A 22,527-nucleotide genomic window follows, 5' to 3' on the forward strand; every position below is an offset into this window, starting at 1 on the left:
CGTATGCAACAAACGGAGAAAAACGAAGATCTTTTTCATTTGAAAAGATTATTCGGTGACGGACTTGTCGAGGATGATTTTCAACAAAAAATTAATGATTTTTTTCCGGCAATTGTTTATGTATATGATGTAGAAAATCAGAAACTGCGGTATATAAATAAGAAAGTAACTGACGTTCTCGGGTACACTTATGAGGACATATCTACCTGGGATAACGGTATACTCCAACTGGTGTTTGAAGAGGACAAGGAAAGAGTAAAAGAAGAAATCAAAAAGTTTAATGAACTGGAAGATGAGTCCAGCCATCTCTATGAATGCCGGTTGAACGATAAACAAGGTGACTGGCGCTACTTCAGGACCCGTGGTACCATATTGGGCCGTAATGAGCAGGGGAAACCCGGCTCATTGCTATTTATAGCAGAAGATATAACTGAGCAGTTCAAGAGCAGCGAGGAAATAAAGCAGTTAAAGCAATTACAACTTGAAACTGAAAATTTACTTGGCTTCGGAGTTTTTAATTATGACCTGGCAAGTGGAGATGTAAAATGGAGCGATGGAATTCATAATATCCTTGAATATGACAAAGATAAGGATGCGCCTATCATAAACTTCCCCGTTTATCTTGCTCATGTACCTCAACCGGAGCAGGAAATGCTGAAAACGGTAATCGAAAAATCTATCGAGGCGAAGTCGGTATTTACTGTCACTTACCCGGTCATAACTAACAAGGGCAACCGAAAAATGATCTCAACCCGTGGTAAGCTTGTGATTGGCGATGACGGCGTTATACAGAAAGTTGTGGGTAGTATGCTCGACATAACCCAGGAGGTTGCGCGCCAGCAGATGCTCGAAGAGTACAAGCAGAACATGGTAGAAAAAGAGCAGTTTCTTGGTTTTGGTTCATGGGAAGAGGATATTGAAACAGGTGTTATTTCGTGGAGCGACGGAATGTATCGGCTCTTTGGATATGACCCCAGGGAACATGCCGGTCGTTTGATCATTAACGACGGACTTTATATGCTTCATCTTCACCATGAAGACTGGATGAGGACCAATAATCAGAAACACGAAGCGATAAAGCATAAAAACGATTTTAGCTACGAGGTAAACGTCGTGACCCTTGACGGCATAACCAGGCGCCTCCAGACTTTTGCACGTGTGATCAGGAATGAGGAGAATAAAGCAATCAGGATAATTGGTACTTCGCGGGACATAACCCAGTTACGGTCATATGAGCGGAATCTGGAGTCAATCGTCAACGATCTGAACAGGTCGAATAAGGACCTGGAAGAGTTCGCGTACATTGCTTCGCATGACCTGCAGGAGCCATTGCGAAAACTTTCAACATTTTCTGAGAGACTGGTTACCCGGCACAGTGCTGAGATGGGACCAGAGGGCAGGCGATATGCAGAACGTATACTGGCGGCCACTGATAATATGAGGATACTGATTGAAAACCTGCTTGAGTTTTCAAGAACCGCAAGATCTTCGATACCATTTGGCCTGGTGGATCTGAATATCGTTCTGGAACAGGCCCTGTCCGATCTCGAGATCCTGATTGATCAAACGGGTGCAATTATCAACTCCGACCGGCTGCCGGTAATCGATGCCATCCCCTCCCAGATCCAGCAATTATTCAGCAACCTCATCGGAAATGCTTTGAAATTCAGGAAAGAAAATGAGATCCCTAAGATTGATATCACTGTCGATCTGCTAAGCAACGCCGAAAAAAAAGATTACAATTTCGAAGAGAACATGAATTATTACCGGATCGCGGTGAAGGATAATGGTATAGGATTCGAACAGGAATATGCAAACAAGATTTTCCAGATCTTTCAAAGGCTTCATGGGAAGGTTGAATATCCCGGATCTGGTGTCGGACTTGCAATCTGCAAAAAGATCGCAGAAAATCACCGCGGAGTTATTTTTGCAAACAGCGAGCCGGACAGAGGCTCGGTATTCACGATCATTTTGCCCGAAAAACATTAACTAATAAATTTCACCCAGGCTGAATCTGACTTATGTACAATTCCAGAATTCTTGTGATTGATGATGATGAGGACGATTTTTTTATTACCTCTGAATATATAAAAGATATCAGTGATAGCCATTTCACTATAGACTGGTGCTATAACTATAAGAAAGCAATGGAGCTTATCATAAACAAAGCTTATGATATTTACTTCGTTGACTACCGTCTTGGTGCCAAAACTGGTGTTGATCTGTTGAAAGAGGCGCTGGAGCATAATTGTGAGGAACCTATTATTCTATTAACAGGTAAGGGAAACAAGGCCATCGATATCGAAGCGATGCGCCTGGGGGCCACCGACTACCTCGTAAAATCGGAACTCAACAGTGAAAAGCTGGAAAGGTGTATCCGGTATGCCATCGAACGTTCAATCCACCTGAAGGCACTGCGGAACAATGAGCAGAAATTCAGAAATATCTTTGAAAGGTCCAAGGATGCCATCTTTATAGCCGATAAAAACCTTTATTTCCGCGACTTCAATCAGATGTCGTATGTCCTTTTCGGTTATGAAAGGGAGGAACTGCAGAATATGTGTCTGTATGACCTGGTGCCGGAAGAACTCGATAGCAGGTATATACGCAACCTACTCGCCGGAACAGGAGAAATAACCGATTTCGAAATGGAGTTGTCCATGAAGTCGGGGGAAAGAAGAAATTGTATTCTTTCATTGTCGACTTACCGGGATCATGAAGAGAAGGAATATGTGCAGGGCATTATCCATGATATTACAAACATGAAAAAGGCTGAAAAAGCCAATTTACAGGTTGAAAAGCTGGCGGTAGCGGGTCGACTGGTCAGGACACTGGCACATGAGGTCCGCAACCCGTTGAACAATATCAATATGTCTATCGAACATCTCATGCAACAGGAAACGATGCAGGGAGATGCAGCCATTTACCTTGACATTATCCATAGAAACGGTGGAAGGATCGGGGACCTGATCACTGAACTCCTCGATTCGTCAAGGCCAACCGAATTGCAGTTTGCAATGCATACGCTTCAGTCGGTAGTTGATGAAAGTGTTGCCGCAGCTATTGATCGTATTTCACTGAGACGTATCAGCCTGGACATCAGGTATGCCGACGAGCCGTTGAAAGTAATGGTCGATAAAGAAAAAATTAAAATCGCTTTTCTCAATCTGATCATCAATGCCATCGAGGCTATGGAATCAGAAAAGGGAAAATTGCTGATCAGTGTGATCAGTCATGACAACATACATGAAGTAATCATAAAGGACAACGGTTGTGGCATTCCACCTGAAAATATATCCAGGTTATTTGAGCCATATTTCACATCCAAGCGAAACGGCGTAGGTTTGGGACTTGCCAGCACACTTAATATTTTGCAATCCCATAAAGCTAAGGTAGAGGTCAGTTCTGTCATCAACGAAGGCACCGTATTCACCATACAGTTCCCCGCACAAAAGCTTTCAGAGATCAGCACAAGCGATGAAATTCCTATGGCTGCGAAACAAGGAAAGTAGGTTGCATAATCATCTTGATAATAAAGGCTGTCCCGTTGTAAGTGACAGCCAATTTTTTTGCTGATGACGAAAGGCTGAAGTACTTAGGTTAACAAACTCTCCAAATAACAAAAAGGCTGTCTCATGTAAGAGGACAGCCTTTTTACTTCTGTTAGTGAGAAATCATTAACAATTATCAGAATGCAAATCCCAGGTAAAAATTGATTACGCTGTTCTTCGCATTTTTTGTGAGTTCACCGGATATGCCTGACTCCCCGATATCCTGAAGACCATAGTTGTAACGTGCTCCGATAGTAAGATTCTGGAAATCAAGAGCAACTCCACCAGCCAGACCGTAGTCGATCCGATTGAAATTGTCGGCTTTCAGGTCAGTAATGCTGTTAACATTGTCTTCATCATCAAGCCTTGTAATATTTGCTCCGGCAAGATAAGAGACGTAAGGACCTGCATGGATGTTGAAGTTTTTTACTACATTAACAACTGCCAGTACTGGTAATTCAATGTAGTGCAGGTTGAACCGATATTCGCCTTCACCAAAAATTCCGGCATCATAAGATAACTTGGCTCCCTTGTTACTATACAACAGCTCGGGCTGAATTGAAAAGCCTTTTGATACAGGAAGTTTGGCATAGAAACCACCATTAAAGCCTGCTTTAAAATTTTCATCCTTTACCTCATCGGCATAGAGGTTTGCAAGATTCAATCCTCCTTTAATACCGAACTTCGGACGGAGTCCGCTTTCAGCTGATGTTTGTTGTTGCTGGGCCGAAGCTGAACCACCAACCATTGTTACCACTGATACTGCTAGTACGGCGATAAGATTTCTCACATTTACTTTTCTCGTTTTCATGTTTACACAGTTTATTTACTACGGGGATTTCAATTTTTATTCCTGCGTAATACCGCGTTAAGCATGATAAGGTCCCTGCCAAAAAGGGGAACTCGGTCTACATACCCCCTTGATTATGAGATTATTACTATATGTTAAGACTTTGTTGGAACTTCGGGAGTTGAGATCTCTTTTGCTTCCTGTTTAATGATAAATACCGCCGTTTCATTGGGTTTTATACCCTTGCCGATATGAATTGCATACATGCGGGTGAATTCTGCGCCGAAATAAAGTATGATAGAAGAATAATAAACCCATAATAGAATGATCACGATGGAAGCTGCCGTTCCATAAGTGATTCCAATATCTGAACTTCCCAGGTAATACCCGATGAGAAATTTTCCTATCAGGAATAGTACGGTAGTAAAGATCGCGCCGACCATTGCATCTTTCCAGGCAATGATGGCATCCGGCAATACCTTATAAATTATGGTAAACAGCAGGCTGATAATTATCAGGATTAGTGCAAGGCTAAGTGTATGGAAGAGATAGACGCTATAAGTTGGAAGTATTTTTTCAAGACGGTCATTTAACAGATCCATGAGCGCATTGACAACCAGGGCAACCAGTAATACGAACCCAATACCTATAAGTAATGAAAAGGAGATAGCCCGGTTCGAAAGATATTTCAACCAACCTTTTTTTGGCTTCGCCTTTACCGACCAGATATAATTGATGGAATCCTGAATTTCAGTGAAGACCCCTGTGGCTCCGAAAACCAGGAGTACAACTCCTACAATTGCACCGACTGTGCCTTTTTGCGACTTCTCGATATTGATGATGATCTCCTGGATCTGAATGGCAGCATCGCTACCCACCAGCCCCGAGATCTGGTCATAAATTCTCCCCTGCACGGCATCTTTGCCAAATACAACCCCAGCCAACGACATTACAATGATTAGTATAGGACATAATGAAAACACCGTGTAATAAGAAAGCGATGCACTTAATTTCATCCCATTGTCTTCAATAAACGACGCTCCCGCTTTTTTGAGCACCTTCCAGAACGATTTTATCTTTACCATAATTATATGCTTTGTAGAATTTCTTCCGCACTAAATGAACTTAAGGGTTATCAAAACCTGTTTTCAGGGCTAAACATACGTTGTTTGGCTGGCAAAGGTTTTTTATCATCATAAGTAACTAAATTTTTTGAATCATGAGAAGTATACTTTATGTTATTGCAGTAATACTGGTAATTGGATGGCTGTTAGGAGTTTTTGTTTACAGCGCCTCCGGTCTTATTCACGTTTTAATTGTTTTGGCAGTAATTTCATTGATACTTGGATTGATCAGAAGAGTATAACATACTCCTATACCATGTATTACTGAAGGGCTCCACTGTTTCACTTTTATCTGTTACCTTTTTAAATCATCATCCATATTATCTCCAATAATTGTATTTGGAATTTAACGATCATTCTCTGTGTTTGTTTAAAAGGTATCATATGTTCCTCAACAAACAAGTTTGAAGGTTGCACCACACAATATTCAGATGACGGACAATACTCATTACCGATCGCGGAGTTATGATTGTAATTGTTTCTAAAAAGCACAGTTGCTGATGCAATCTGTGCTTTTTCTTTTCTTCTATATCTTATTTTTTCTCAAGGCTCCCCTTCGTACCGTCCGGTGTTTCTATTATATATAGCTCAACGTGGTCACCGGTATCACTGCTTCCCTGAAATGTTATGGTTGATATGACTTTAATGTTGTTAATATCGTATTCAGTACTGTTGGATGCTGAAATGCAACCGGAGTTTTTATAAACGAAGTTTTCAGTATACCCGTTGTTCAAAACTCCTTTCTTCAGCGTATCCAGGCTCTTCAGGTAAGGTCTGCTTTTATTTCTGTTGTTATTATTCATGGTAATGATTGAGGTGAAATTCATAGTTTAGATTCACTGACAGTGGTTAAAATATCCTGCCAGTTTTATTTAACAGGATAAAGCACCGCATTCAAATCATGACATTGATTAGTGTAGATATGCATCTACAAAAGGGGATCTTTTATCCGCTATATGGCACGGGATTTTAAGTTAATAGTGTCTAAACGATCTCAATATGTTTTATGCTAATTATAATCTCTCAACCTCAGAGCCTGCAAGGTTCCATGATGTAGTAAAGGATTGTCCGTATGGCATTCTGCATTTGAAGGATGACGCTACGGGAGGTAAGCTGGCTGTACTGGTTAAGGTATCTTATTCTGAATCGAATGGCCTTTCTTTCCGGATCGCCCACAACTACAAAGTAATGATTGAAGAGCTGTGCCAGGGTGATGTATCACTTAAGCTTTGTAACAAAGAAAAGAACATCTACCTGGTGGCTGATGTCAAAATTTCGCCGGCTGTTAAAAATGGCTTGTTCAACAAGTCATATCTGAAAGGCGCAATAACCCGCTTTAATATTTTTAAAAAGAACAAAGCGGATCAGATGGTTGCGTTGAGTAGTGCCGTCTAACAGTTTTTAAAAGAGCAAATGATCGCGGATAAGTGACATCTGTTGGTTTTTACTACAGGCTTGTCTGTCATTTATAAGTTGTGATCATTTATATTTAAATATGGCTATTCCTAAAAAAGGACTTTGGATCATAGGTATCCTGACAGCAATCGTTCTGATAGCCATTGGTGTCTACAAGTTTTACAAGTCAAGGTTTCTTGATTCAACACTTCCATATACTGTTAGTAAGGAGTCACGCGGTTTATATAAGATCAGTTATGATACCATAAAAGTCGACGAGATCGGTGGATCATTGTCTGTGAGTAATCTGAATGTTAACGTAGATACTGCGTCCTTTTCAGCGGATTCACTGCCACCCGGCAGTCCATCAGTGATCATAAACCTGCATGCCGATTCACTTACCGTTACGGGTGTTCAGACACCACGTGCTCTTCTCCAAAATGAAATAACCGGCACAAAGGTGCTGATCCAAAATGCTTCTATTGAGTTGTTCCGTATCGCCAAAAAGGAAAAAGACGAAGATGACGGTAATTCGAGAAAGGGTGACCTGGTCGAAAATATTTATTACGATGTATTGAGGGAATTGAAGCTGGTAAAAATGGATACGATCCTGCTTCGGAACATAGATATCTCTTACAAGGACTTTAAGACAAAAAAACTCATACTCAGAAGTACAAACGTTTCTTTACTGCTTTTGAACCTTCAGATAGATACAAACAGCTTAAACGACAGGAGCAGGATATTTTTCTCCAAGAAAGTAGAGGTCGTAGCAGATAGCATTCATCTGAGAGATGATAAAGGACATTATGATTTCAAGTTCGCAGGTTTGCAGGTTAATACCGCATCAAAGCTACTCACGCTGAAGTCTGCCGTGATAAAACCATTGGCAGGTGAGGTGGCATTCATGAAGCAGTTTAAATACCAGAGAGACAGGTTCGATTTTGCCTTGTCAGACATCAGGCTTAACGGGATCGATCCGGTTGGTCTGGCCTACGGGGAACTGCATGCCGATTCTCTCACCGTATCCTCAAGCAGGTTTAATATCTACCGCGATGCCAGGATGCCAAGGGATAAAGTAAACCGCGTTGGCCAATATCCCCACCAGATGATCATGAAGATTCCATTTCCTGTTAATATCGAAAAAGGATTCTTCAACAATTCTTTTGTGGAATACAAAGAAGTAAACGCAAAGACCGGCAAGGCAGGACGTGTTCAATTTAACCGGGTTCAGGCCAATATGACCAATATAACAAACCAGCGTTCGGCTATCAAAAAAAATGACAACCTCACCATAGATTATAGCGCCTGGTTCCTGAACATGGCGAAAGCAGATGTTCGCATGACGCTTAAGATCGGTGACAAACAAGGCAGATTTACCGTAAAGGGTAACCTGAAAGGTTTTGATGCCAAACGTCTTAATGTGTTAATCGAGCCGTTGGGCATGGCCCGCGTTGAGAAGGGGACGATTAAGAGCATCAACTTTAATATGTCCGGCGATAACTATCGGGCAGGCGGGGAACTCATCATGCTATATGATGACCTGAAGGTTTCGACCCTTAAGCTGGAGGATGATAACAAAACCTATAAAAAGAAGGGATTGGTAAGCTTGTTTGCCAATGCAATCTTAAAAAATCAGAACCCTACCGGTAACAACACCCGTACTGCGGAAATGAGCAATGACAGGAACACCAACCGCTCATTTTTTAACCTGATCTGGAAATCCATATTCACTGGTATCAAAGAGACAACTGGTATGGACATAATGGGAAAAGGGGATCAGGCCGGAGAAAAGACAGAAGGTGAAAAAGATGATGCTGCTGGCAGCAAAAAAGAGGCTTCGTCCAAAGAAAATAAAGAAAAGGGGAAGAATGATACCCGAAACAAAAAGGATGCGGCTGCAAACAAAAAAGATGCTACTGAAAACAAAAAAAAGGACGAGCCGAAAGTCCGGCAAAAGGATGATTCGCAAAATGAAGAACAATAACCAAGCATGCGGTCAGATGCTGACCGAGCTGTCTCTTATTACCAGCTTTGTTTTCAGAACCATCGTATCGAATCCAGGTAATGGCGTTTTACTTTCAATAATTTCAATAAGTTTTTCAGTGGCTATCCGTCCCATCTCAAATGCGGGCTGAAATACGGAAGTTAGTGACGGTGAAAATAATCCTGCCTGTTGCGAGTTGGTAAATCCAACAAGGGCAATCTTTTCCGGAATACTGATATTTTTTTCTTTCAGAAAGGCCAATGCACCCAGTGAGATACGATCGCTGGCAGCAAGTATAGCATCCGGAGCAGAAGGATGCTGCAGGATATTTGTAACAGCTGATTCGATTTCCGTTTGGTCCATTCCACCATGGGCACAATACATCACAATACGTTCATCATAAACCAGGTTGTTGTCCTCCAGTGCTTTCCGGTAGCCTGCGAGGCGTTCAATGGTGATAGAAATATTGGGTGAACTTGTGATATGGGCTATTCGTTTGAAACCGGAACCGATAAGATGACAGGTCGCATCATATGCGCCTTTGAAATTATCGACAATAACCTTGTGGGTTTCGATCGTTTCGCATACCCGGTCAAAAAATACAATGGGCAGACCCTTGTCGTGTAAATAATGGAAATGGGACATGTCGGTTGTTTCCGTGGAAAGCGACACCAGGAGCCCGTCAACGGACCGGGAAGCAAGTTGCCGGGTGTTCAGCACTTCCCGTTCGTAAGATTCATGACTCTGGGAGATGATTACGTGATAGCCACGATCATAAGCGATCGACTCTATACCATTGATCACCTGCGAAAAAAATGTGTTGGCAAACTCACATACCACTACGCCAATAGCACGACTTCGTTTTTCTTTCAGGCTAAGGGCAATAGGATTGGGTTTGTAGTTGATCTTTTCAGCATATTCCATCACAAGTTTTCGTGTCTCAACACTTATTTCATGACTGTCTTTTAGCGCCCTCGACACTGTTGAAGTCGCCAGCCCTAATGCCTTTGCTATATCTTTGATCGTGATCGCTTCATATTTCATCCGTTTTGCTTTTGTTTGCCCGGGGAATTCATCCGGTCTTTGGCCATTTCCCTTAAAAAATCTACTGCAGAATCATTCAAACAGCAAGACGGAAACGATTGCATAAAAATAATAAAAGAATTTGTGGTAAAAACGTGAATAAGGGCGTAACCTTGAACCTGAGTATCAAACTAAAACGATTGTTATGCACATACGAAACCTTTTTTTAAGCTGTATTATGCTTGGTTCCCTTTCATTAAATGCCCAAACTAAAGATGAAAAGGCAGTAGCCGAAGCAGTCGAGACGCTGCGGAAAACGATGGTGGATCCGGATAAAGCAACCCTTGACAGGCTCACATCAGTCAAACTGACCTACGGCCACTCTTCCGGTAAAGTAGAAGATAAAGCATCATTCATAAATGCTCTTATTTCGAAAACCTCTGACTTCGAGTCCATAACGCTGAGCAATCAAACCATACTTATATCCGGGAACACGGCGATAGTGAGGCACAACCTCGATGGCGCCACGATAGACGGAGGAAAACCCGCCACTGTAAAGTTGCATGTAATGCTTGTCTGGAACCAGAAGGGTACCAGCTGGCAATTGCTCGGCAGGCAGGCTGTAAAACTCGCGCAATAGATGAAACATGAGTACTAATACCATTCAACTTTTCAGCCTGACTGGAAAGAAAGCCCTTGTAACAGGATGCAATAAAGGCATAGGTAAAGCTATGGCTGTCGGACTTGCTGAGGCAGGGGCCGATATCGTTGGCGTTTCCGGGTCCCTCGAAGCTGAGGGCAGTGAAATTTCACAACTTGTTTCCGCCACCGGCCGCAAGTTTTATCCTTACCGGGCAGATCTGTCTGACCGCGTTTCTCTGTACGCATTTATTGCATCGTTAAACCAGCAGCATGAAATTGACATCCTGCTTAACAACGCAGGAACGATCATGCGAAAACCTGCTGCAGAACACCCGGATGAATATTGGGACAAGGTCCTATCAATAAATCTCGATGCGCCGTTTATACTTGCCCGTGAGCTTGGAAAAAAAATGCTGGAAAGACGTTCAGGCAAAATTATTTTCACCTGTTCATTATTGACTTTCCAGGGAGGCGTGAATGTGCCCGGTTATGCCGCCAGTAAAGGTGCCCTGGGCAGCCTGGTAAAGGGCCTTGCCAATGAATGGGCGGCCTCCGGGGTTAATGTGAATGGCATAGCACCCGGCTATATTTCAACCGATAATACCGAAGCCCTGCGAAACGATCCGGTTCGCAGCAGATCGATCCTTGACCGCATACCGGCAGCACGGTGGGGAGATCCGGAGGATTTCAAAGGCCCTGCCGTTTTCCTTTCTTCTGCCGCGGCCGATTATGTGCATGGAACAATTTTAACTGTTGATGGTGGCTGGATGGGCCGATAATAAATACAATAATTTATGGAGATAAGATTTCAGAACAGTCCGACGGAGGTAACCATGATGGATACCGATGAACTAAGAACAAATTTTCTCGCAGAAGAGCTGATGCAGGATGAGCATATCGGGTTTTTGTATTCGCATTATGACCGGGTTATAATTGGGGGGGCGAAACCGTTGTCGCTGGAACTCAGGCTTGAGAATGACCCGGAGTTACGGGCAGAGTATTTCCTTGAACGCAGGGAGATCGGTATCATCAATGTGGGTGGCACAGGTACTGTTTCGGTTGATGGTACACGTTACGAACTCAACAAGCTGGATACCCTGTATGTCGGCAAAGGGGTTCGCGAGGTCACGTTTTCTTCTGCCGATAAAACTGACCCTGCGTGTTTTTTCCTGATGTCCGCACCGGCACATCAGGCTTACCCGACCCGCAAAATGAGCAAGGAAGAGGCGAGCCCGGCAAATATGGGTGAAGCAGAAACGGCCAACAAAAGAACCATCTATAAATATATTCATGCTGCGGGAATACAAAGTTGCCAGTTGGTTATGGGTCTGACGGTGCTTGAGGCAGGCAGCGTTTGGAACACTATGCCGGCGCACACCCATACAAGACGCATGGAGGCATACTTTTATTTCGATGTTCCCGAACAACACCGCGTATTTCATTTTATGGGCGAACCAACAGAAACACGCCACCTGCTTGTCGCAAATCACCAGGCAGTACTTTCTCCTCCCTGGTCGATTCATTCAGGATGCGGTACTACAAACTACGCTTTCATCTGGGGTATGGCGGGTGAAAATTATACCTTCACTGACATGGACGCGGTTCCTATTCCTGAGCTACGGTAGGCTGATTATTGCAATGCGCAGGTTTTGCGTTCAGTGATTGAAAAAAGATCAGTACATTGATCTTTGACGATAGCTTTACATCCTGAACGATAACTACAAACAAAAATCAAATCATGAAAAACAAACTGTTTTTGATTTTGTCAGTGCTTGCCACATTGCAACTACACGCCCAGAAAAGCGGAACATTCAACGGACTCGAAATGAATATGGGCAACCTCTTCCGGATGTCCGATGCGAAATCACGGTCCATAAGTCCTGAAAACTTTACCGGCGAACCCGGAAAGGGCGGGATGACCACACTCGAACAAGGCAACGCGCGTAATGCTGCCCGCGAGTTGGGGCAAGGCTGGAAGGTTAACCCCTTTGTTCATATCGAACCAGGCAAAACCTTTACACTCGCAGAAATAGACGGCTCCGGTGCGATTCAACATATCTGGATGACCCCCACGGGAAACTGGAAATATTCCATTCTCAGATTTTATTGGGACGATGAAAAGGAACCATCTGTCGAAGTGCCGGTGGGAGATTTTTTCGGAATGGGATGGAACGAGTTTGCCCCGCTGAATTCGATGGCAGTAACCGTAAACCCGGGCAGCGCATTTAATTGTTACTGGACAATGCCCTTCCGGAAAAAATGCAGGATAACGATGGAAAATGTTGGTGCCGAACGAATGACGCTGTACTACCAGGTCGACTATACGCTTACGCAGGTGCCTGAGGATGCTGCCTATTTTCATGCACAGTATCGCAGATCAAATCCCACAAAAGGTGCAATACATACGCTGGTTGATGGCATAAAAGGCAAGGGCCATTATGTGGGCACTTATATCGCCTGGGGTGTAAATAATAATGGTTGGTGGGGTGAAGGTGAGATTAAGTTTTTTATGGATGGAGACGATAAGTTCCCCACCATAATCGGAACGGGTACCGAAGATTACTTCTGCGGTTCATATAATTTTGAAAACAAAAAGACAAGGCAGTACCAGGAGTTTTCAACTGCATATGCCGGCCTTCACCAGGTTATCAGACCTGATGGTCTTTATACTTCGCAGCAACGGTTCGGTATGTATCGCTGGCACATCATGGATCCCGTCAGGTTCAATAATGGTTTAAAAATCACTATCCAGGACCTGGGTTGGAGAAGTGGAGGCCGCTACCTGCCCCAACAATCAGATATCAGTTCGGTAGTCTACTGGTACCAGGCAGAACCGCATGGCACATTCCAGAAGCTGCCTTCAGCTAATGATCTTGAGGTAAACTAATACCCTGAGAAATATGAGAATCATTTTCGTACTGCTGCTGTTTTGCACCAGCCTGCGGGCGCAGGTTGATAGTTTTTCCAATCCGTTGCTTCCTGCAGGTGCAGATCCGTGGAGCATTTATCACAATGGATATTATTACTATACACATACAGTTGGCAATAAGCTGGTGATCTGGAAAACAGAAAACCTGGCGGATCTGAAGATCGCGCCAAGTAAAACCATCTGGACACCGCCTGCAGGAACCATGTATTCGAAGCAGATCTGGGCACCCGAGATACATTTGATCAACAGGAAATGGTATGTGTATTTTGCGGCTGACGATGGAAAAAATGAAAATCACCGGATGTATGTGCTGGAAAACACTTCCGCTGATCCGATGGAAGGTGAGTGGGTTTTCAAAGGCAAGGTTGCTGATCCTTCAGATAAATGGGCGATAGACGGTTCTGTATTTGAGCACAGGAAGCAGATGTATATGATCTGGTCCGGCTGGGAGAGCGATCAGAACGGCGAGCAGGACATCTATATAGCCAAGCTGAAAAATCCCTGGACCATTGAAGGGGAAAGGGTCAGGATCGGAAGTCCCGTCTACGCATGGGAGCAACACGGGGACCACAATGATGCACGTAATCCCCCGCATGTGAACGTGAATGAAGGGCCACAGATGCTGAAGAATAAAAAGAAATTATTTATTATCTTCTCTGCCAGTGGTTGCTGGACTGACTATTATTCTTTGGGCATGCTGGAGCTTAAAGGAAAAAACCTCCTGGATTCTGCTTCATGGGTGAAACACAAAGAGCCATTGTTTACAGCTTCAGAAAAAAACGGAGTTTTCGCTCCCGGTCACAATTCGTTTTTTAAGTCTCCCAATAAAAAAGAAAACTGGATACTGTATCATGCCAATTCCGCTCCGGGTCAGGGCTGCGGTGGGTTCCGGTCACCACGCGCACAAAAATTCTCCTTTAAAAAAGACGGTACACCATATTTCGGCGAACCGGTAAAAACCGGGTTAGCGCTGCCGGCGCCAGGGCAATAGAGCGTGGGTCATTCATAACCGTGGGTAACTTAACTTCGGGTATCAAAGCCCATCTATGAGCAGGTTGGAGCAGGCACCAGACCGGTTAACGCCACAACAAAAAGATACCAATCCCATAGGTCTTTTTATTGCCGGGATAGCATTTGCTATTTTGTGGCCTTCAGCTGCAACTGCTTCCAAAATTGCCCTGGTTTATGCACAGCCTTTTGTAATAGCTGTGTTCCGGTTTTTTATTGCCGGTTCCATTATGATCTTTATATCGCATATTGTTCTGCGAAACCGGCTACCGACCATGAAAGAGTGGAGGCAACTTTCCGTTTACGGCCTGCTGAATATTACGCTTTATCTTGGGCTGTTTATAGTAGCCATGCAGTTTATTTCTCCCGGTCTTGGTTCTTTATCAATCGCGACGAACCCTGTGCTGATCACTCTCATCAATACTTTTATTTTAAGGAAACCTGTCAAACGGAAAGTGATCTACAGCCTTATTCTGTGTGCGGGCGGAGTGCTGCTTGCTGCCTGGCCGCTCTTTGTAACTTCTCATGCAACACCCGGTGGATTGGGAATGCTGATGGGTAGCATGCTGCTTTATTCGCTCGGCGTTATTTATTTTTCTGAACACAAATGGAACGATTTACACATCCTGACACTGAATGGGTGGCAAACGCTGATTGGCGGCACTTTCCTGTTGCCGGCTATGGCCTTTACATGGCGGCCCGACGAAAATCAAATGACCTGGCCCTTTCTTTCATCTGTACTGTGGCTTGCCATACCTGTGTCAATATTTGCTATCCAGCTGTGGCTTTACCTGCTTAAGGAAAGCCCCGTGAAAGCTTCATTCTGGCTTTTTCTTTGTCCTATTTCCGGCTTCGTCATCGCCAAAATCATGGTCAATGAACCCATCACTATTTACACGGTATCAGGAATGATCCTGGTGATCATTGGACTGTATCTTGTCCAGCGACCGAAGGCAAGGGTAGCTGCCAGGGAGTGATATATTTTTTCCGCCGGGGGCATTTAAGCGTTGGAAATTTGTAATTTTCGCCTTTAACAATTAATTGACGGTAAAAGAGCCGAAATGAGTGGAACTTCCCACGTAAATGTGATTGACTAACTATGAAACTATATGGTTTGCTAAAGGCTGGGATAGCGGTGCTGGTATTGATATCTTCAACCGGTCTGAAAGCCCAGCGATTTGATTCCCTGCTTATTAAGCTTGATAGAGAATATCCCCAGGAAAAACTGCATCTGCACTTTGATAAAGCCGCTTACAATCCGGGAGAAACAATCTGGTTCAAAGCCTATCTTTTCTCAAACAATGTATTATCTGATATCAGCCGGAATCTGTATGCGGAGCTGCTGGATGAGCAGGGCAAAGTACTGCAGCGCAAGGTGACGCCCATCATCAGCTCCGGCGGAGCAGCGGCATTCGACCTGCCAACTGATCTCAATGCCGGAGTGCTTTATGTAAGGGCCTATACAAGATGGATGCTCAACTTTGATACATCCTTTCTTTTCGTCAAAGCCATTCCCATTTTAAGTACCAAAGCGCCTCCAAAACAGGCACCTGCCGAGGTGAAAAACTATCTTAATTTTTTTCCTGAAGGGGGCGACCTCGTGCAGGGCCTGGAGTCCCGTATCGCCTTTAAGGCTACAGATGGTGCCGGGATACCTTACAATGTGAAGGGAGATATTGTTAACAGCAAAGGAACGAAGCTGAGTTCATTCACCAGTGCGCATGATGGAATGGGTGTGTTCGTTATGACGCCTGAAACAGGTGAGCAGTATAAAGCGGTGTGGAAGGACCAGGCTGGCAAACTGCAACAGACCAACCTTCCCGTTGCAAAAAAATCAGGCATCGTACTGGAAACAAAAAAATTGCCTAATGGAATAACATTCGCTATCCGGCGCACCGACGAAGCTGCCCGCGATATTTCCGCGGTTTATATCGTTGCCCAGATGCAGCAACAATTACTGTATCGTGCAAAGGCAAGTCTTCAGAAAAGCCCGGTTGTGAGCGGGCTTATCCCGTTACAAAATATTCCGGCCGGTATTGTACAGGTCACCATTTTTACTGAAGACGAAAAACCACTGGCAGAACGGATAGTGTTTGTCAATACGCCTGATTATTATTTCATAACCGATCTGAATGTGCCTTTGAAGGGAGTAGATAAACGGGGCCGCAATGTGATCCAGATAGATGTTCCTGATACTATTGCATGTAATCTTTCACTTTCCGTTACCGATGCCTCAGCAAATCCATCAGAGCCGGGTGAGAACGATATCTTCTCCCAGGTATTACTCACCAGCGATATCAAGGGATATGTACATAACCCCATGTATTATTTCTCAAGCGATGTTGATTCTGTGATCCAGCATCTTGACCTGGTAATGATGACCAATGGTTGGAGGCGGTTCCGCTGGGAGGACGTGCTGGCCAATAAGTTCCCGAAGCTGGAGCATGGTCCGGAAGATTACCTGGGTATAGAAGGAAAGGTAACCGGGCTTACAAAATCAGAGCTGACCCAGAAGGAACTAACGGGTATCCTTACACTGGATAACGGGAACCAGCAATTGCTGAGCATACCTGTGAGCAATGACGGCCGTTTCAATGTACCTGGTTTATTTTTTTATGATACTGCAAAATTGTATTACCAGTTCAACAACGACAAAAACAAGGTTTTGTCGAGCAAAGCCCTTATCGATATCAGGAATAACTTTTTACCCAAAGCTGCGGCATTCAAGCCAATACCGGATATGGCGTCGCGCGTCATAAAATATGACGCCACGACGCTCGGTAAAAATAAAATGATGGCTGAAAAAAACATTGAAAAGATTGAAGAGGACCGGAAGGTGCAGACATTGGCCAGCGTAGAAGTTGTGGCCAAGCAAAAAACAAAAAAGGAGAAGATGGATGAAGAGTACACCGGTGGTCTATTCAGGGGAGGAGATGGTTATACTTTTATTACTGAAGATGATCCGTTTGCAAACAGTGCACAATCGGTGTTGCAGTATCTACAGGGAAAAGTTGCAGGTTTGCAGATAACCGGGTCAGGACAACAGATGAGCATGTCATGGCGCGGGGGAACGCCATCCCTGTATCTTAACGAGATGATGGGGGACCTGGCCCTTGTTCAAAATACGCCCATGACGGATGTTGCGATGATCAAAGTTTTCAGACCACCCTTCATGGGTGGATTTGGCGGCGGATCCGGCGGTGCGATTGCAGTGTATACCAAAAAAGGAAAAGCATCCAATGACAATATCAAGGGACTTGATTTTGCCAAGATCCCGGGTTATACTCCACCAAAGCAATTCTTTTCACCGGATTACTCAAAACTGGACCCTGCAAACAGCGCGGGGGATTTCAGGACCACATTATACTGGAATCCATTTGTAATGACCGATGCTAATAACCGACGCATCATTTTTACTTTTTATAACAATGACATTTCGAAAAAACTGCGGGTTGTGGTTGAGGGAGTGAACATGGAGGGAAAACTTACAAGGATCGAAAAAATGATCGAATAACAGGCAACTTATTTTAACACTTTTTAACTACAGACAATAACTACCCGTTAACAAACTTTAATTAACTGAAACGTTCCAATAGGTATAAAAGCACATCATCATGAAAAAATTATACCTGTTGCTCATTCTTTCCGGCCTGGTCCTTGCCGGATGTTCTAAAAGGGTTCATTACGACGATACTATAGATCCGGATTACTGGATGCGTACCCATGAAAAAGGCGTTGTTGCCTTTGTTGACTACTACAGCGGAAATTATATCCTGGATACCAATAACGGTTATGCTGTGGTAGAAGCGTGGGGAAACGTTGTTCCAAGAGAATATGATCGACTCTACGGAAATTTTTCTAACCGTGGGATTCAAACGATCTATAACCGGGACGCAGGCTATTTTACTGAGGACAGGGTAATTGAGTCATGGTTGACCTGGTCCGAGGCGATGTACATCCTCGATGATATCAGTAACTAAGATTGGTGGATCTGATGCCCGTCTCCGGCAAAACATATTTTCTTCAGAAAGGCTGTCTTACGGGACAGCCTTTCTTTTACACGCAACTTTTGTCACCGGGAAACTGTGGAATACGGCACATTGACCGCGTATTCAGATGTTCAGGCTGCTGTTTTTCTCTGTGTGGTTTATGAATGTATCCTTAGATTTACAATCTTTGCCGTCGACTCTTAAGTTTCGGCTTATGACATTGTAATTAATAGTTATGATAATTTATATTGAGATCAGGCTGACAGATTCTTTAAAAAATGCGATCCGGGAAACCGCTGATACTTACACCTGTATTTTTGAAGACGAACTGGGGAGTGAAGAAGAAAAACACGATGCCGTGACCAGTGCTGAAATTGTTTTTGGGAATGTTAAACCTGTGAGTTGGTTAGACGAAGCCTCATCTTTGAAATGGATACAGCTTTCATCTGCTGGCTTTGATGGATACAGGAAACTAAAAACCACAGCGATCGTTACCAATATGCGTGACTATTTTTCGGGTCCCTGTGCAGAAACGATGCTTGCCGGAATACTGGCTTTGTATCGTGGCATTGATGAGTTTGCGATCCTTAAGAAAGAAAAAAAATGGGTCGGTCATACGATCAGGACAAATTTATATCTGCTGTCGAAGCGACAGGTTATTATCCTTGGTGCCGGAAATATCGGACAGCGGATTGGAAAATTGTTAAGCGGTTTTGATTGCCAGGTCGCTTACTATGCCCGCAGCACCAGTGTCGCAATCATTAATACGCCTGATGAGTTACTACAGGCTATTCCTGGCGCGGATATAATTATCGGCGCTCTGCCAGGTACCGCGGAAACGGCCGGTTTGTTCACCAACGAAATGATCGACGCGATGAAGCCGAATGCTATCTTTTGCAATGTCGGCCGCGGAAACCTGGTGGCGGATGAATCACACCTGGTAGATGCCCTGATGAGTAACCGGATTGCAGGCGCGGTACTGGACGTAACGGCCCAGGAACCATTGCCTGCGTCTCATCCGCTGTGGGACTGTCCACAAACCATTCTTACCCAACATTCCGGCGGTGGAAATCTTACCGAGCTGGAGGGTATTGTAGCAATGTTTATTACAAACTTCAAAAATTTTGAGAATAACAGGTCATTGATGAATACTGTCCGTTTGGAAAGGGGATACTGAATGCGTGCGCTGCAGTGACCAGGCATTTTTTATCGGCTAAACGCCTGAACTGATTCTTTGATAGCCTTTTCAAGCTCAGCTGCATCCTCTGGTTTGGTGATAAATCTTTTGGCACCTGCTATTTTCGCCATCTCTATATCGAGGGGATCGGAAGAATCGGAAAGAATAATCACCGGGATTTCCCTGAAAGCGGGTTGGAGCTTTAACTGGTTCATAAACTGGAAGCCATGCATGCCGGACATCTTCAGGTCGAGAAATATCAGGTCAGGCTTTATCTCATCAGACTTTAACCGTTCAAGCGCCTCTGCAGCACTAATCGCCGTTTCACACGCGATTAATACCTCGAGATTTCCAAGGGCCGTAAGAAAGATTTCCTGGTCATCCAGGTCGTCTTCTATCAGCAGGATGTGTTTCATGAAACTATCCATAAACTTTTCAGAGTGTCTTTGTTTTTTTTTTGCGAAGATAGCGGTTGAAGGGGTTTTTCAGCTCCCGGGGAAGGATACTTCTTTTTTATTTCTCGCCAAAAAAAATTAGATTGCCGTTATTTATAAATCATTGTACTATGTCGGAATCTTTTGCACCCTCTTCTCCCAGTAAAGTCACTACGGTGCATATTCTCGGCAATGGACAAATCGTTGGTTCCCTACAGGAATTTCAACTGGTCGAGGACCGGTTTGCCTGGGTTTCAAAGGCTGATATGATTGCACGCTTATTGACCCTCCGCCGGATTACTGATCCGGAAAAGAAATCAATCATTGCGATTTACGAAGAAGGGCACATCATCCGGGAGTTTGTAAACCTTGATGAGCACTTTCCTATTGCCGCGGTACTCAACTCGCAGGCTGAAAAGAATTATGAAGGCTGAAACGATTCTATAACTCCAGTTCAAGATCCGCCATTACGGGGAAATGGTCCGAGGGGGTTTTTGAAAAATAGGTATCGGTTAACACCCCATATTTTTTTACGCTGAATTCCCGGCTCACAAAAATGTGATCGATCATTTTATTATCTTCGCTTTCGTTTCCCCAGCTATTGAATGACGGATTATTTATGTATGGATGATCGACCAGTGAAGATGCATCCTTTAGGATCGCTGAATGGGCCAGCGCGAGGTAAGATTGCGACTGGGGGTCACTGTTAAAATCACCTGTTACAATGCAGGGAACTTCGCGGGCTATCTTCGGGATCATTTCCAACAGTAGTTTGCTGCTTGCATTTCTTGCCTCAATCCCATAATGGTCAAAATGTGCGTTGAACACAAAAAATACCTGGCCGGTTTCTTTCAAAAGCAGTTTCACCCACGTGCAGAGCCGGTTATGCCTTGCATCCCACCCAAATCCAGGTTTTTCCGGTGTCTGGGAAAGCCAGAAGTTTCCGCCTTCGAGGAGACTAAACTTTTCCTTCCTGACAAAAATGGCGCAGTGTTCTCCGGCTTCCTGACCGTCATCCCTGGCAATTCCAAAGCGCTCATAATAAGGTAATGCGTTACTTATTTCATCGAGTGGTGCTTTCAGTCCCTCCTGCGTTGCAAGAATATCAAACTCATGAAACCTGATCAGGTTAATGACAACGGGTGAGCGGTCGATCCATAAATTCCCGATGTCTTTATTATTTGCATATCGTAAATTGTATGTAGCAAGTCTGAACTGATAATTCATAGAGCGGGCGAAATTATGAAATAATAGCCGTGCCGGCCCACTTATTGATAACATTCCGCAACACCATTAAATTCTTTTATGAAGGAGTTCCCCCTGACTGTGCGGCGATCGATAGAATTGATTGGATTATTCGTACTGGGAATGATCCTCGTCGCCGGAAATGGAGTTATTACTCCCTTACTGCTTGCATTTTTTCTGAGCGTTGTTTTCCTCCCTTTGCACCGGAGGCTTATGAATAAAAAAGTGCCGGAAATCCTTTCGATCTCCATCTGTATTCTCATACTGTTTATTCTCCTGGGTCTCATCGTCTGGTTTTTTTCAGCCCAGATCGGGAAGCTGATCCAGGACTTTCCGCAACTTGAAAAAAATGTAATGCATCACCTTAACGAACTAAGCACGTGGGTGAATAAAAAGACAAACTTTTCTACCGAGCGTCAGTTGAATATAATCAGGGAGCAGAGCAGTAAAATCATCAATAACGCTGGTTCCATGCTCGGCGGCGCAGCAACATCGGTAACGTCCATTTTTGTGTTGCTGGGACTGGTACCCATCTATATTTTCCTGATCATGTTTTATAAGAACCTGTTGCTCCGTTTTATTTTTCTCTGGTTCCCACCATCCAGTCATGACAGTCTTAAGGACGCAATGGAAGAAACCCAGATCATCGTGAAAAGCTATTTGATCGGCCTTCTTATCCAAATCACTTATATAACCATTTTGTTGGGTGGAGTGCTTATGCTGTTTGGCAACAAACACGCACTGCTGATCGGGGTGATCTTTGCAATCCTCAACCTGATCCCTTATGTCGGTGCCCTGATCGGTAACATCATCGGGGTCTTACTCACGATTACGTCTTCAGATGAGATGGCCCCGGTATGGACCGTTCTGATTGTTATTGCGGCTGTCCAGTTCCTGGATAATAATATCCTGATGCCAAAGATTGTTGGTAGCAAAGTGAGGATTAATGCCCTTGCAAGTATCGTGGGTGTAATTATAGGTGGTGCTGTGGCTGGCGTGTCTGGTATGTTCCTGTCACTACCGGTGATAGCAGTTCTGAAGATCATTTTTGACCGGGCGGAATCATTCAAACAATGGGGTGTTTTATTCGGTGACGAAAGGCCGGCCCGCAACCCGATGAGTTTCCCCGTATTCAGAAAAAAAATGGTCAAATCTCCGAAGACACCCGAAGCGGAGACAGAAAATCCGCCCGAATCAAAAGGAACCACCTGACGGCCCGCGCTCATTCAGTGCACT

General features: G+C 44.1%; 22 protein-coding genes. 16 read left to right on the forward strand and 6 right to left on the reverse strand.

Annotation, left to right across the window (positions count from 1 at the left end; all coding sequences use genetic code 11):
* Positions 1–3: 3 nt before the first annotated feature.
* Both ACX0G7_RS14310 and ACX0G7_RS14315 read left to right on the forward strand, forming a co-directional pair.
* On the forward strand, positions 4–1,989 hold the full coding sequence (locus ACX0G7_RS14310; RefSeq protein WP_458924173.1) for a PAS domain-containing sensor histidine kinase: 1,986 nt from the start codon (positions 4–6) through the stop codon (positions 1,987–1,989).
* A 32-nt stretch (positions 1,990–2,021) separates the two neighbouring features.
* The gene (locus ACX0G7_RS14315; RefSeq protein ID WP_458924174.1) at positions 2,022–3,512 is read left to right on the forward strand and encodes a two-component system sensor histidine kinase NtrB; all 1,491 of its coding nucleotides are present in this window, start codon (positions 2,022–2,024) and stop codon (positions 3,510–3,512) included.
* 175 nt (positions 3,513–3,687) lie between these two features.
* On the opposite strand, the gene ACX0G7_RS14320 is transcribed toward ACX0G7_RS14315, so the two are convergent.
* Positions 3,688–4,362, reverse strand: coding sequence for a porin family protein (locus ACX0G7_RS14320; protein WP_458924175.1), 675 nt, complete (start codon positions 4,360–4,362; stop codon positions 3,688–3,690).
* 134 nt (positions 4,363–4,496) lie between these two features.
* Positions 4,497–5,426, reverse strand: coding sequence for a YihY/virulence factor BrkB family protein (locus tag ACX0G7_RS14325; RefSeq protein ID WP_458924176.1), 930 nt, complete (start codon positions 5,424–5,426; stop codon positions 4,497–4,499).
* A gap of 134 nt (positions 5,427–5,560) precedes the next feature.
* Here ACX0G7_RS14325 and ACX0G7_RS14330 point away from each other — a divergent pair, with 134 nt between their 5' ends.
* Positions 5,561–5,707 carry a lmo0937 family membrane protein gene (locus tag ACX0G7_RS14330; RefSeq protein ID WP_458924177.1) on the forward strand — a complete coding sequence of 49 codons (147 nt, stop codon included), beginning with the start codon at positions 5,561–5,563 and terminating at the stop codon, positions 5,705–5,707.
* Between the two features lie 291 nt (positions 5,708–5,998).
* Here the strand turns inward: ACX0G7_RS14330 and ACX0G7_RS14335 are convergent, their stop codons facing one another.
* Entirely contained in the window at positions 5,999–6,292 is a 294-nt protein-coding gene (locus tag ACX0G7_RS14335; protein ID WP_458924178.1) for a hypothetical protein, read from the reverse strand.
* Positions 6,293–6,464: 172 nt separating this feature from the next.
* Here ACX0G7_RS14335 and ACX0G7_RS14340 point away from each other — a divergent pair, with 172 nt between their 5' ends.
* Both ACX0G7_RS14340 and ACX0G7_RS14345 read left to right on the forward strand, forming a co-directional pair.
* Positions 6,465–6,860, forward strand: coding sequence for a hypothetical protein (locus ACX0G7_RS14340; RefSeq protein ID WP_458924179.1), 396 nt, complete (start codon positions 6,465–6,467; stop codon positions 6,858–6,860).
* A 100-nt stretch (positions 6,861–6,960) separates the two neighbouring features.
* Entirely contained in the window at positions 6,961–8,844 is a 1,884-nt protein-coding gene (locus ACX0G7_RS14345) for a hypothetical protein (protein WP_458924180.1), read from the forward strand.
* A gap of 12 nt (positions 8,845–8,856) precedes the next feature.
* On the opposite strand, the gene ACX0G7_RS14350 is transcribed toward ACX0G7_RS14345, so the two are convergent.
* The gene (locus tag ACX0G7_RS14350; protein WP_458924181.1) at positions 8,857–9,888 is read right to left on the reverse strand and encodes a LacI family DNA-binding transcriptional regulator; all 1,032 of its coding nucleotides are present in this window, start codon (positions 9,886–9,888) and stop codon (positions 8,857–8,859) included.
* Positions 9,889–10,072: 184 nt separating this feature from the next.
* Between ACX0G7_RS14350 and ACX0G7_RS14355 the strand changes: the two genes are divergently transcribed.
* The 9 genes from ACX0G7_RS14355 to ACX0G7_RS14395 all read left to right on the forward strand — a co-directional run bounded on the left by ACX0G7_RS14355 (position 10,073) and on the right by ACX0G7_RS14395 (position 19,612).
* Positions 10,073–10,507 (forward strand): nuclear transport factor 2 family protein, encoded by a 435-nt coding sequence (locus ACX0G7_RS14355; RefSeq protein WP_458924182.1) that lies wholly within the window; start codon positions 10,073–10,075, stop codon positions 10,505–10,507.
* A gap of 7 nt (positions 10,508–10,514) precedes the next feature.
* Positions 10,515–11,288: an SDR family NAD(P)-dependent oxidoreductase gene (locus tag ACX0G7_RS14360; protein ID WP_458924183.1), complete on the forward strand. Its 774-nt coding sequence runs from the start codon at positions 10,515–10,517 to the stop codon at positions 11,286–11,288.
* 15 nt (positions 11,289–11,303) lie between these two features.
* Positions 11,304–12,134 (forward strand): 5-dehydro-4-deoxy-D-glucuronate isomerase, encoded by an 831-nt coding sequence (gene kduI, locus ACX0G7_RS14365; protein ID WP_458924184.1) that lies wholly within the window; start codon positions 11,304–11,306, stop codon positions 12,132–12,134.
* 113 nt (positions 12,135–12,247) lie between these two features.
* The gene (locus tag ACX0G7_RS14370) at positions 12,248–13,396 is read left to right on the forward strand and encodes a glycoside hydrolase family 172 protein (protein ID WP_458924185.1); all 1,149 of its coding nucleotides are present in this window, start codon (positions 12,248–12,250) and stop codon (positions 13,394–13,396) included.
* Positions 13,397–13,409: 13 nt separating this feature from the next.
* Complete coding sequence (locus ACX0G7_RS14375; protein ID WP_458924186.1) at positions 13,410–14,429, forward strand: glycoside hydrolase family 43 protein; 1,020 nt, start codon at positions 13,410–13,412, stop codon at positions 14,427–14,429.
* Positions 14,430–14,484: 55 nt separating this feature from the next.
* Positions 14,485–15,423, forward strand: coding sequence for a DMT family transporter (locus ACX0G7_RS14380; protein WP_458924187.1), 939 nt, complete (start codon positions 14,485–14,487; stop codon positions 15,421–15,423).
* A 122-nt stretch (positions 15,424–15,545) separates the two neighbouring features.
* Positions 15,546–17,960: a hypothetical protein gene (locus ACX0G7_RS14385; RefSeq protein ID WP_458924188.1), complete on the forward strand. Its 2,415-nt coding sequence runs from the start codon at positions 15,546–15,548 to the stop codon at positions 17,958–17,960.
* A gap of 100 nt (positions 17,961–18,060) precedes the next feature.
* Complete coding sequence (locus ACX0G7_RS14390) at positions 18,061–18,426, forward strand: hypothetical protein (RefSeq protein WP_458924189.1); 366 nt, start codon at positions 18,061–18,063, stop codon at positions 18,424–18,426.
* Between the two features lie 244 nt (positions 18,427–18,670).
* Complete coding sequence (locus ACX0G7_RS14395; protein ID WP_458924190.1) at positions 18,671–19,612, forward strand: D-2-hydroxyacid dehydrogenase; 942 nt, start codon at positions 18,671–18,673, stop codon at positions 19,610–19,612.
* A 29-nt stretch (positions 19,613–19,641) separates the two neighbouring features.
* Here ACX0G7_RS14395 and ACX0G7_RS14400 read toward each other — a convergent pair whose 3' ends face one another.
* Positions 19,642–20,028, reverse strand: a complete 387-nt coding sequence (locus tag ACX0G7_RS14400) for a response regulator (RefSeq protein WP_458924191.1) — start codon at positions 20,026–20,028, stop codon at positions 19,642–19,644.
* A gap of 149 nt (positions 20,029–20,177) precedes the next feature.
* Here ACX0G7_RS14400 and ACX0G7_RS14405 point away from each other — a divergent pair, with 149 nt between their 5' ends.
* Positions 20,178–20,480, forward strand: a complete 303-nt coding sequence (locus ACX0G7_RS14405) for a hypothetical protein (protein ID WP_458924192.1) — start codon at positions 20,178–20,180, stop codon at positions 20,478–20,480.
* A gap of 7 nt (positions 20,481–20,487) precedes the next feature.
* Here the strand turns inward: ACX0G7_RS14405 and ACX0G7_RS14410 are convergent, their stop codons facing one another.
* The gene (locus ACX0G7_RS14410) at positions 20,488–21,273 is read right to left on the reverse strand and encodes an endonuclease/exonuclease/phosphatase family protein (protein WP_458924193.1); all 786 of its coding nucleotides are present in this window, start codon (positions 21,271–21,273) and stop codon (positions 20,488–20,490) included.
* Positions 21,274–21,351: 78 nt separating this feature from the next.
* Between ACX0G7_RS14410 and ACX0G7_RS14415 the strand changes: the two genes are divergently transcribed.
* Positions 21,352–22,503, forward strand: a complete 1,152-nt coding sequence (locus tag ACX0G7_RS14415; protein ID WP_458924194.1) for an AI-2E family transporter — start codon at positions 21,352–21,354, stop codon at positions 22,501–22,503.
* Positions 22,504–22,527 lie beyond the last annotated feature (24 nt).

This window comes from Flavitalea antarctica (genome assembly GCF_054461535.1).

Bases quoted from the DNA above. Each gene is read 5' to 3' on its own strand.
- ACX0G7_RS14315 (WP_458924174.1), top strand. From the start codon at position 2,022: ATGTACAATTCCAGAATTCTTGTGATTGATGATGATGAGGACGATTTT.
- ACX0G7_RS14325 (WP_458924176.1), bottom strand. From the start codon at position 5,426: ATGGTAAAGATAAAATCGTTCTGGAAGGTGCTCAAAAAAGCGGGAGCG.
- ACX0G7_RS14395 (WP_458924190.1), top strand. From the start codon at position 18,671: ATGATAATTTATATTGAGATCAGGCTGACAGATTCTTTAAAAAATGCG.
- ACX0G7_RS14355 (WP_458924182.1), top strand. From the start codon at position 10,073: ATGCACATACGAAACCTTTTTTTAAGCTGTATTATGCTTGGTTCCCTT.
- ACX0G7_RS14375 (WP_458924186.1), top strand. From the start codon at position 13,410: ATGAGAATCATTTTCGTACTGCTGCTGTTTTGCACCAGCCTGCGGGCG.
- ACX0G7_RS14385 (WP_458924188.1), top strand. From the start codon at position 15,546: ATGAAACTATATGGTTTGCTAAAGGCTGGGATAGCGGTGCTGGTATTG.
- ACX0G7_RS14310 (WP_458924173.1), top strand. From the start codon at position 4: ATGCAACAAACGGAGAAAAACGAAGATCTTTTTCATTTGAAAAGATTA.
- ACX0G7_RS14405 (WP_458924192.1), top strand. From the start codon at position 20,178: ATGTCGGAATCTTTTGCACCCTCTTCTCCCAGTAAAGTCACTACGGTG.
- ACX0G7_RS14335 (WP_458924178.1), bottom strand. From the start codon at position 6,292: ATGAATTTCACCTCAATCATTACCATGAATAATAACAACAGAAATAAA.
- ACX0G7_RS14400 (WP_458924191.1), bottom strand. From the start codon at position 20,028: ATGAAACACATCCTGCTGATAGAAGACGACCTGGATGACCAGGAAATC.
- ACX0G7_RS14415 (WP_458924194.1), top strand. From the start codon at position 21,352: ATGAAGGAGTTCCCCCTGACTGTGCGGCGATCGATAGAATTGATTGGA.
- ACX0G7_RS14345 (WP_458924180.1), top strand. From the start codon at position 6,961: ATGGCTATTCCTAAAAAAGGACTTTGGATCATAGGTATCCTGACAGCA.
- kduI (WP_458924184.1), top strand. From the start codon at position 11,304: ATGGAGATAAGATTTCAGAACAGTCCGACGGAGGTAACCATGATGGAT.
- ACX0G7_RS14340 (WP_458924179.1), top strand. From the start codon at position 6,465: ATGTTTTATGCTAATTATAATCTCTCAACCTCAGAGCCTGCAAGGTTC.
- ACX0G7_RS14330 (WP_458924177.1), top strand. From the start codon at position 5,561: ATGAGAAGTATACTTTATGTTATTGCAGTAATACTGGTAATTGGATGG.
- ACX0G7_RS14370 (WP_458924185.1), top strand. From the start codon at position 12,248: ATGAAAAACAAACTGTTTTTGATTTTGTCAGTGCTTGCCACATTGCAA.
- ACX0G7_RS14350 (WP_458924181.1), bottom strand. From the start codon at position 9,888: ATGAAATATGAAGCGATCACGATCAAAGATATAGCAAAGGCATTAGGG.
- ACX0G7_RS14410 (WP_458924193.1), bottom strand. From the start codon at position 21,273: ATGAATTATCAGTTCAGACTTGCTACATACAATTTACGATATGCAAAT.
- ACX0G7_RS14390 (WP_458924189.1), top strand. From the start codon at position 18,061: ATGAAAAAATTATACCTGTTGCTCATTCTTTCCGGCCTGGTCCTTGCC.
- ACX0G7_RS14360 (WP_458924183.1), top strand. From the start codon at position 10,515: ATGAGTACTAATACCATTCAACTTTTCAGCCTGACTGGAAAGAAAGCC.
- ACX0G7_RS14320 (WP_458924175.1), bottom strand. From the start codon at position 4,362: ATGAAAACGAGAAAAGTAAATGTGAGAAATCTTATCGCCGTACTAGCA.
- ACX0G7_RS14380 (WP_458924187.1), top strand. From the start codon at position 14,485: ATGAGCAGGTTGGAGCAGGCACCAGACCGGTTAACGCCACAACAAAAA.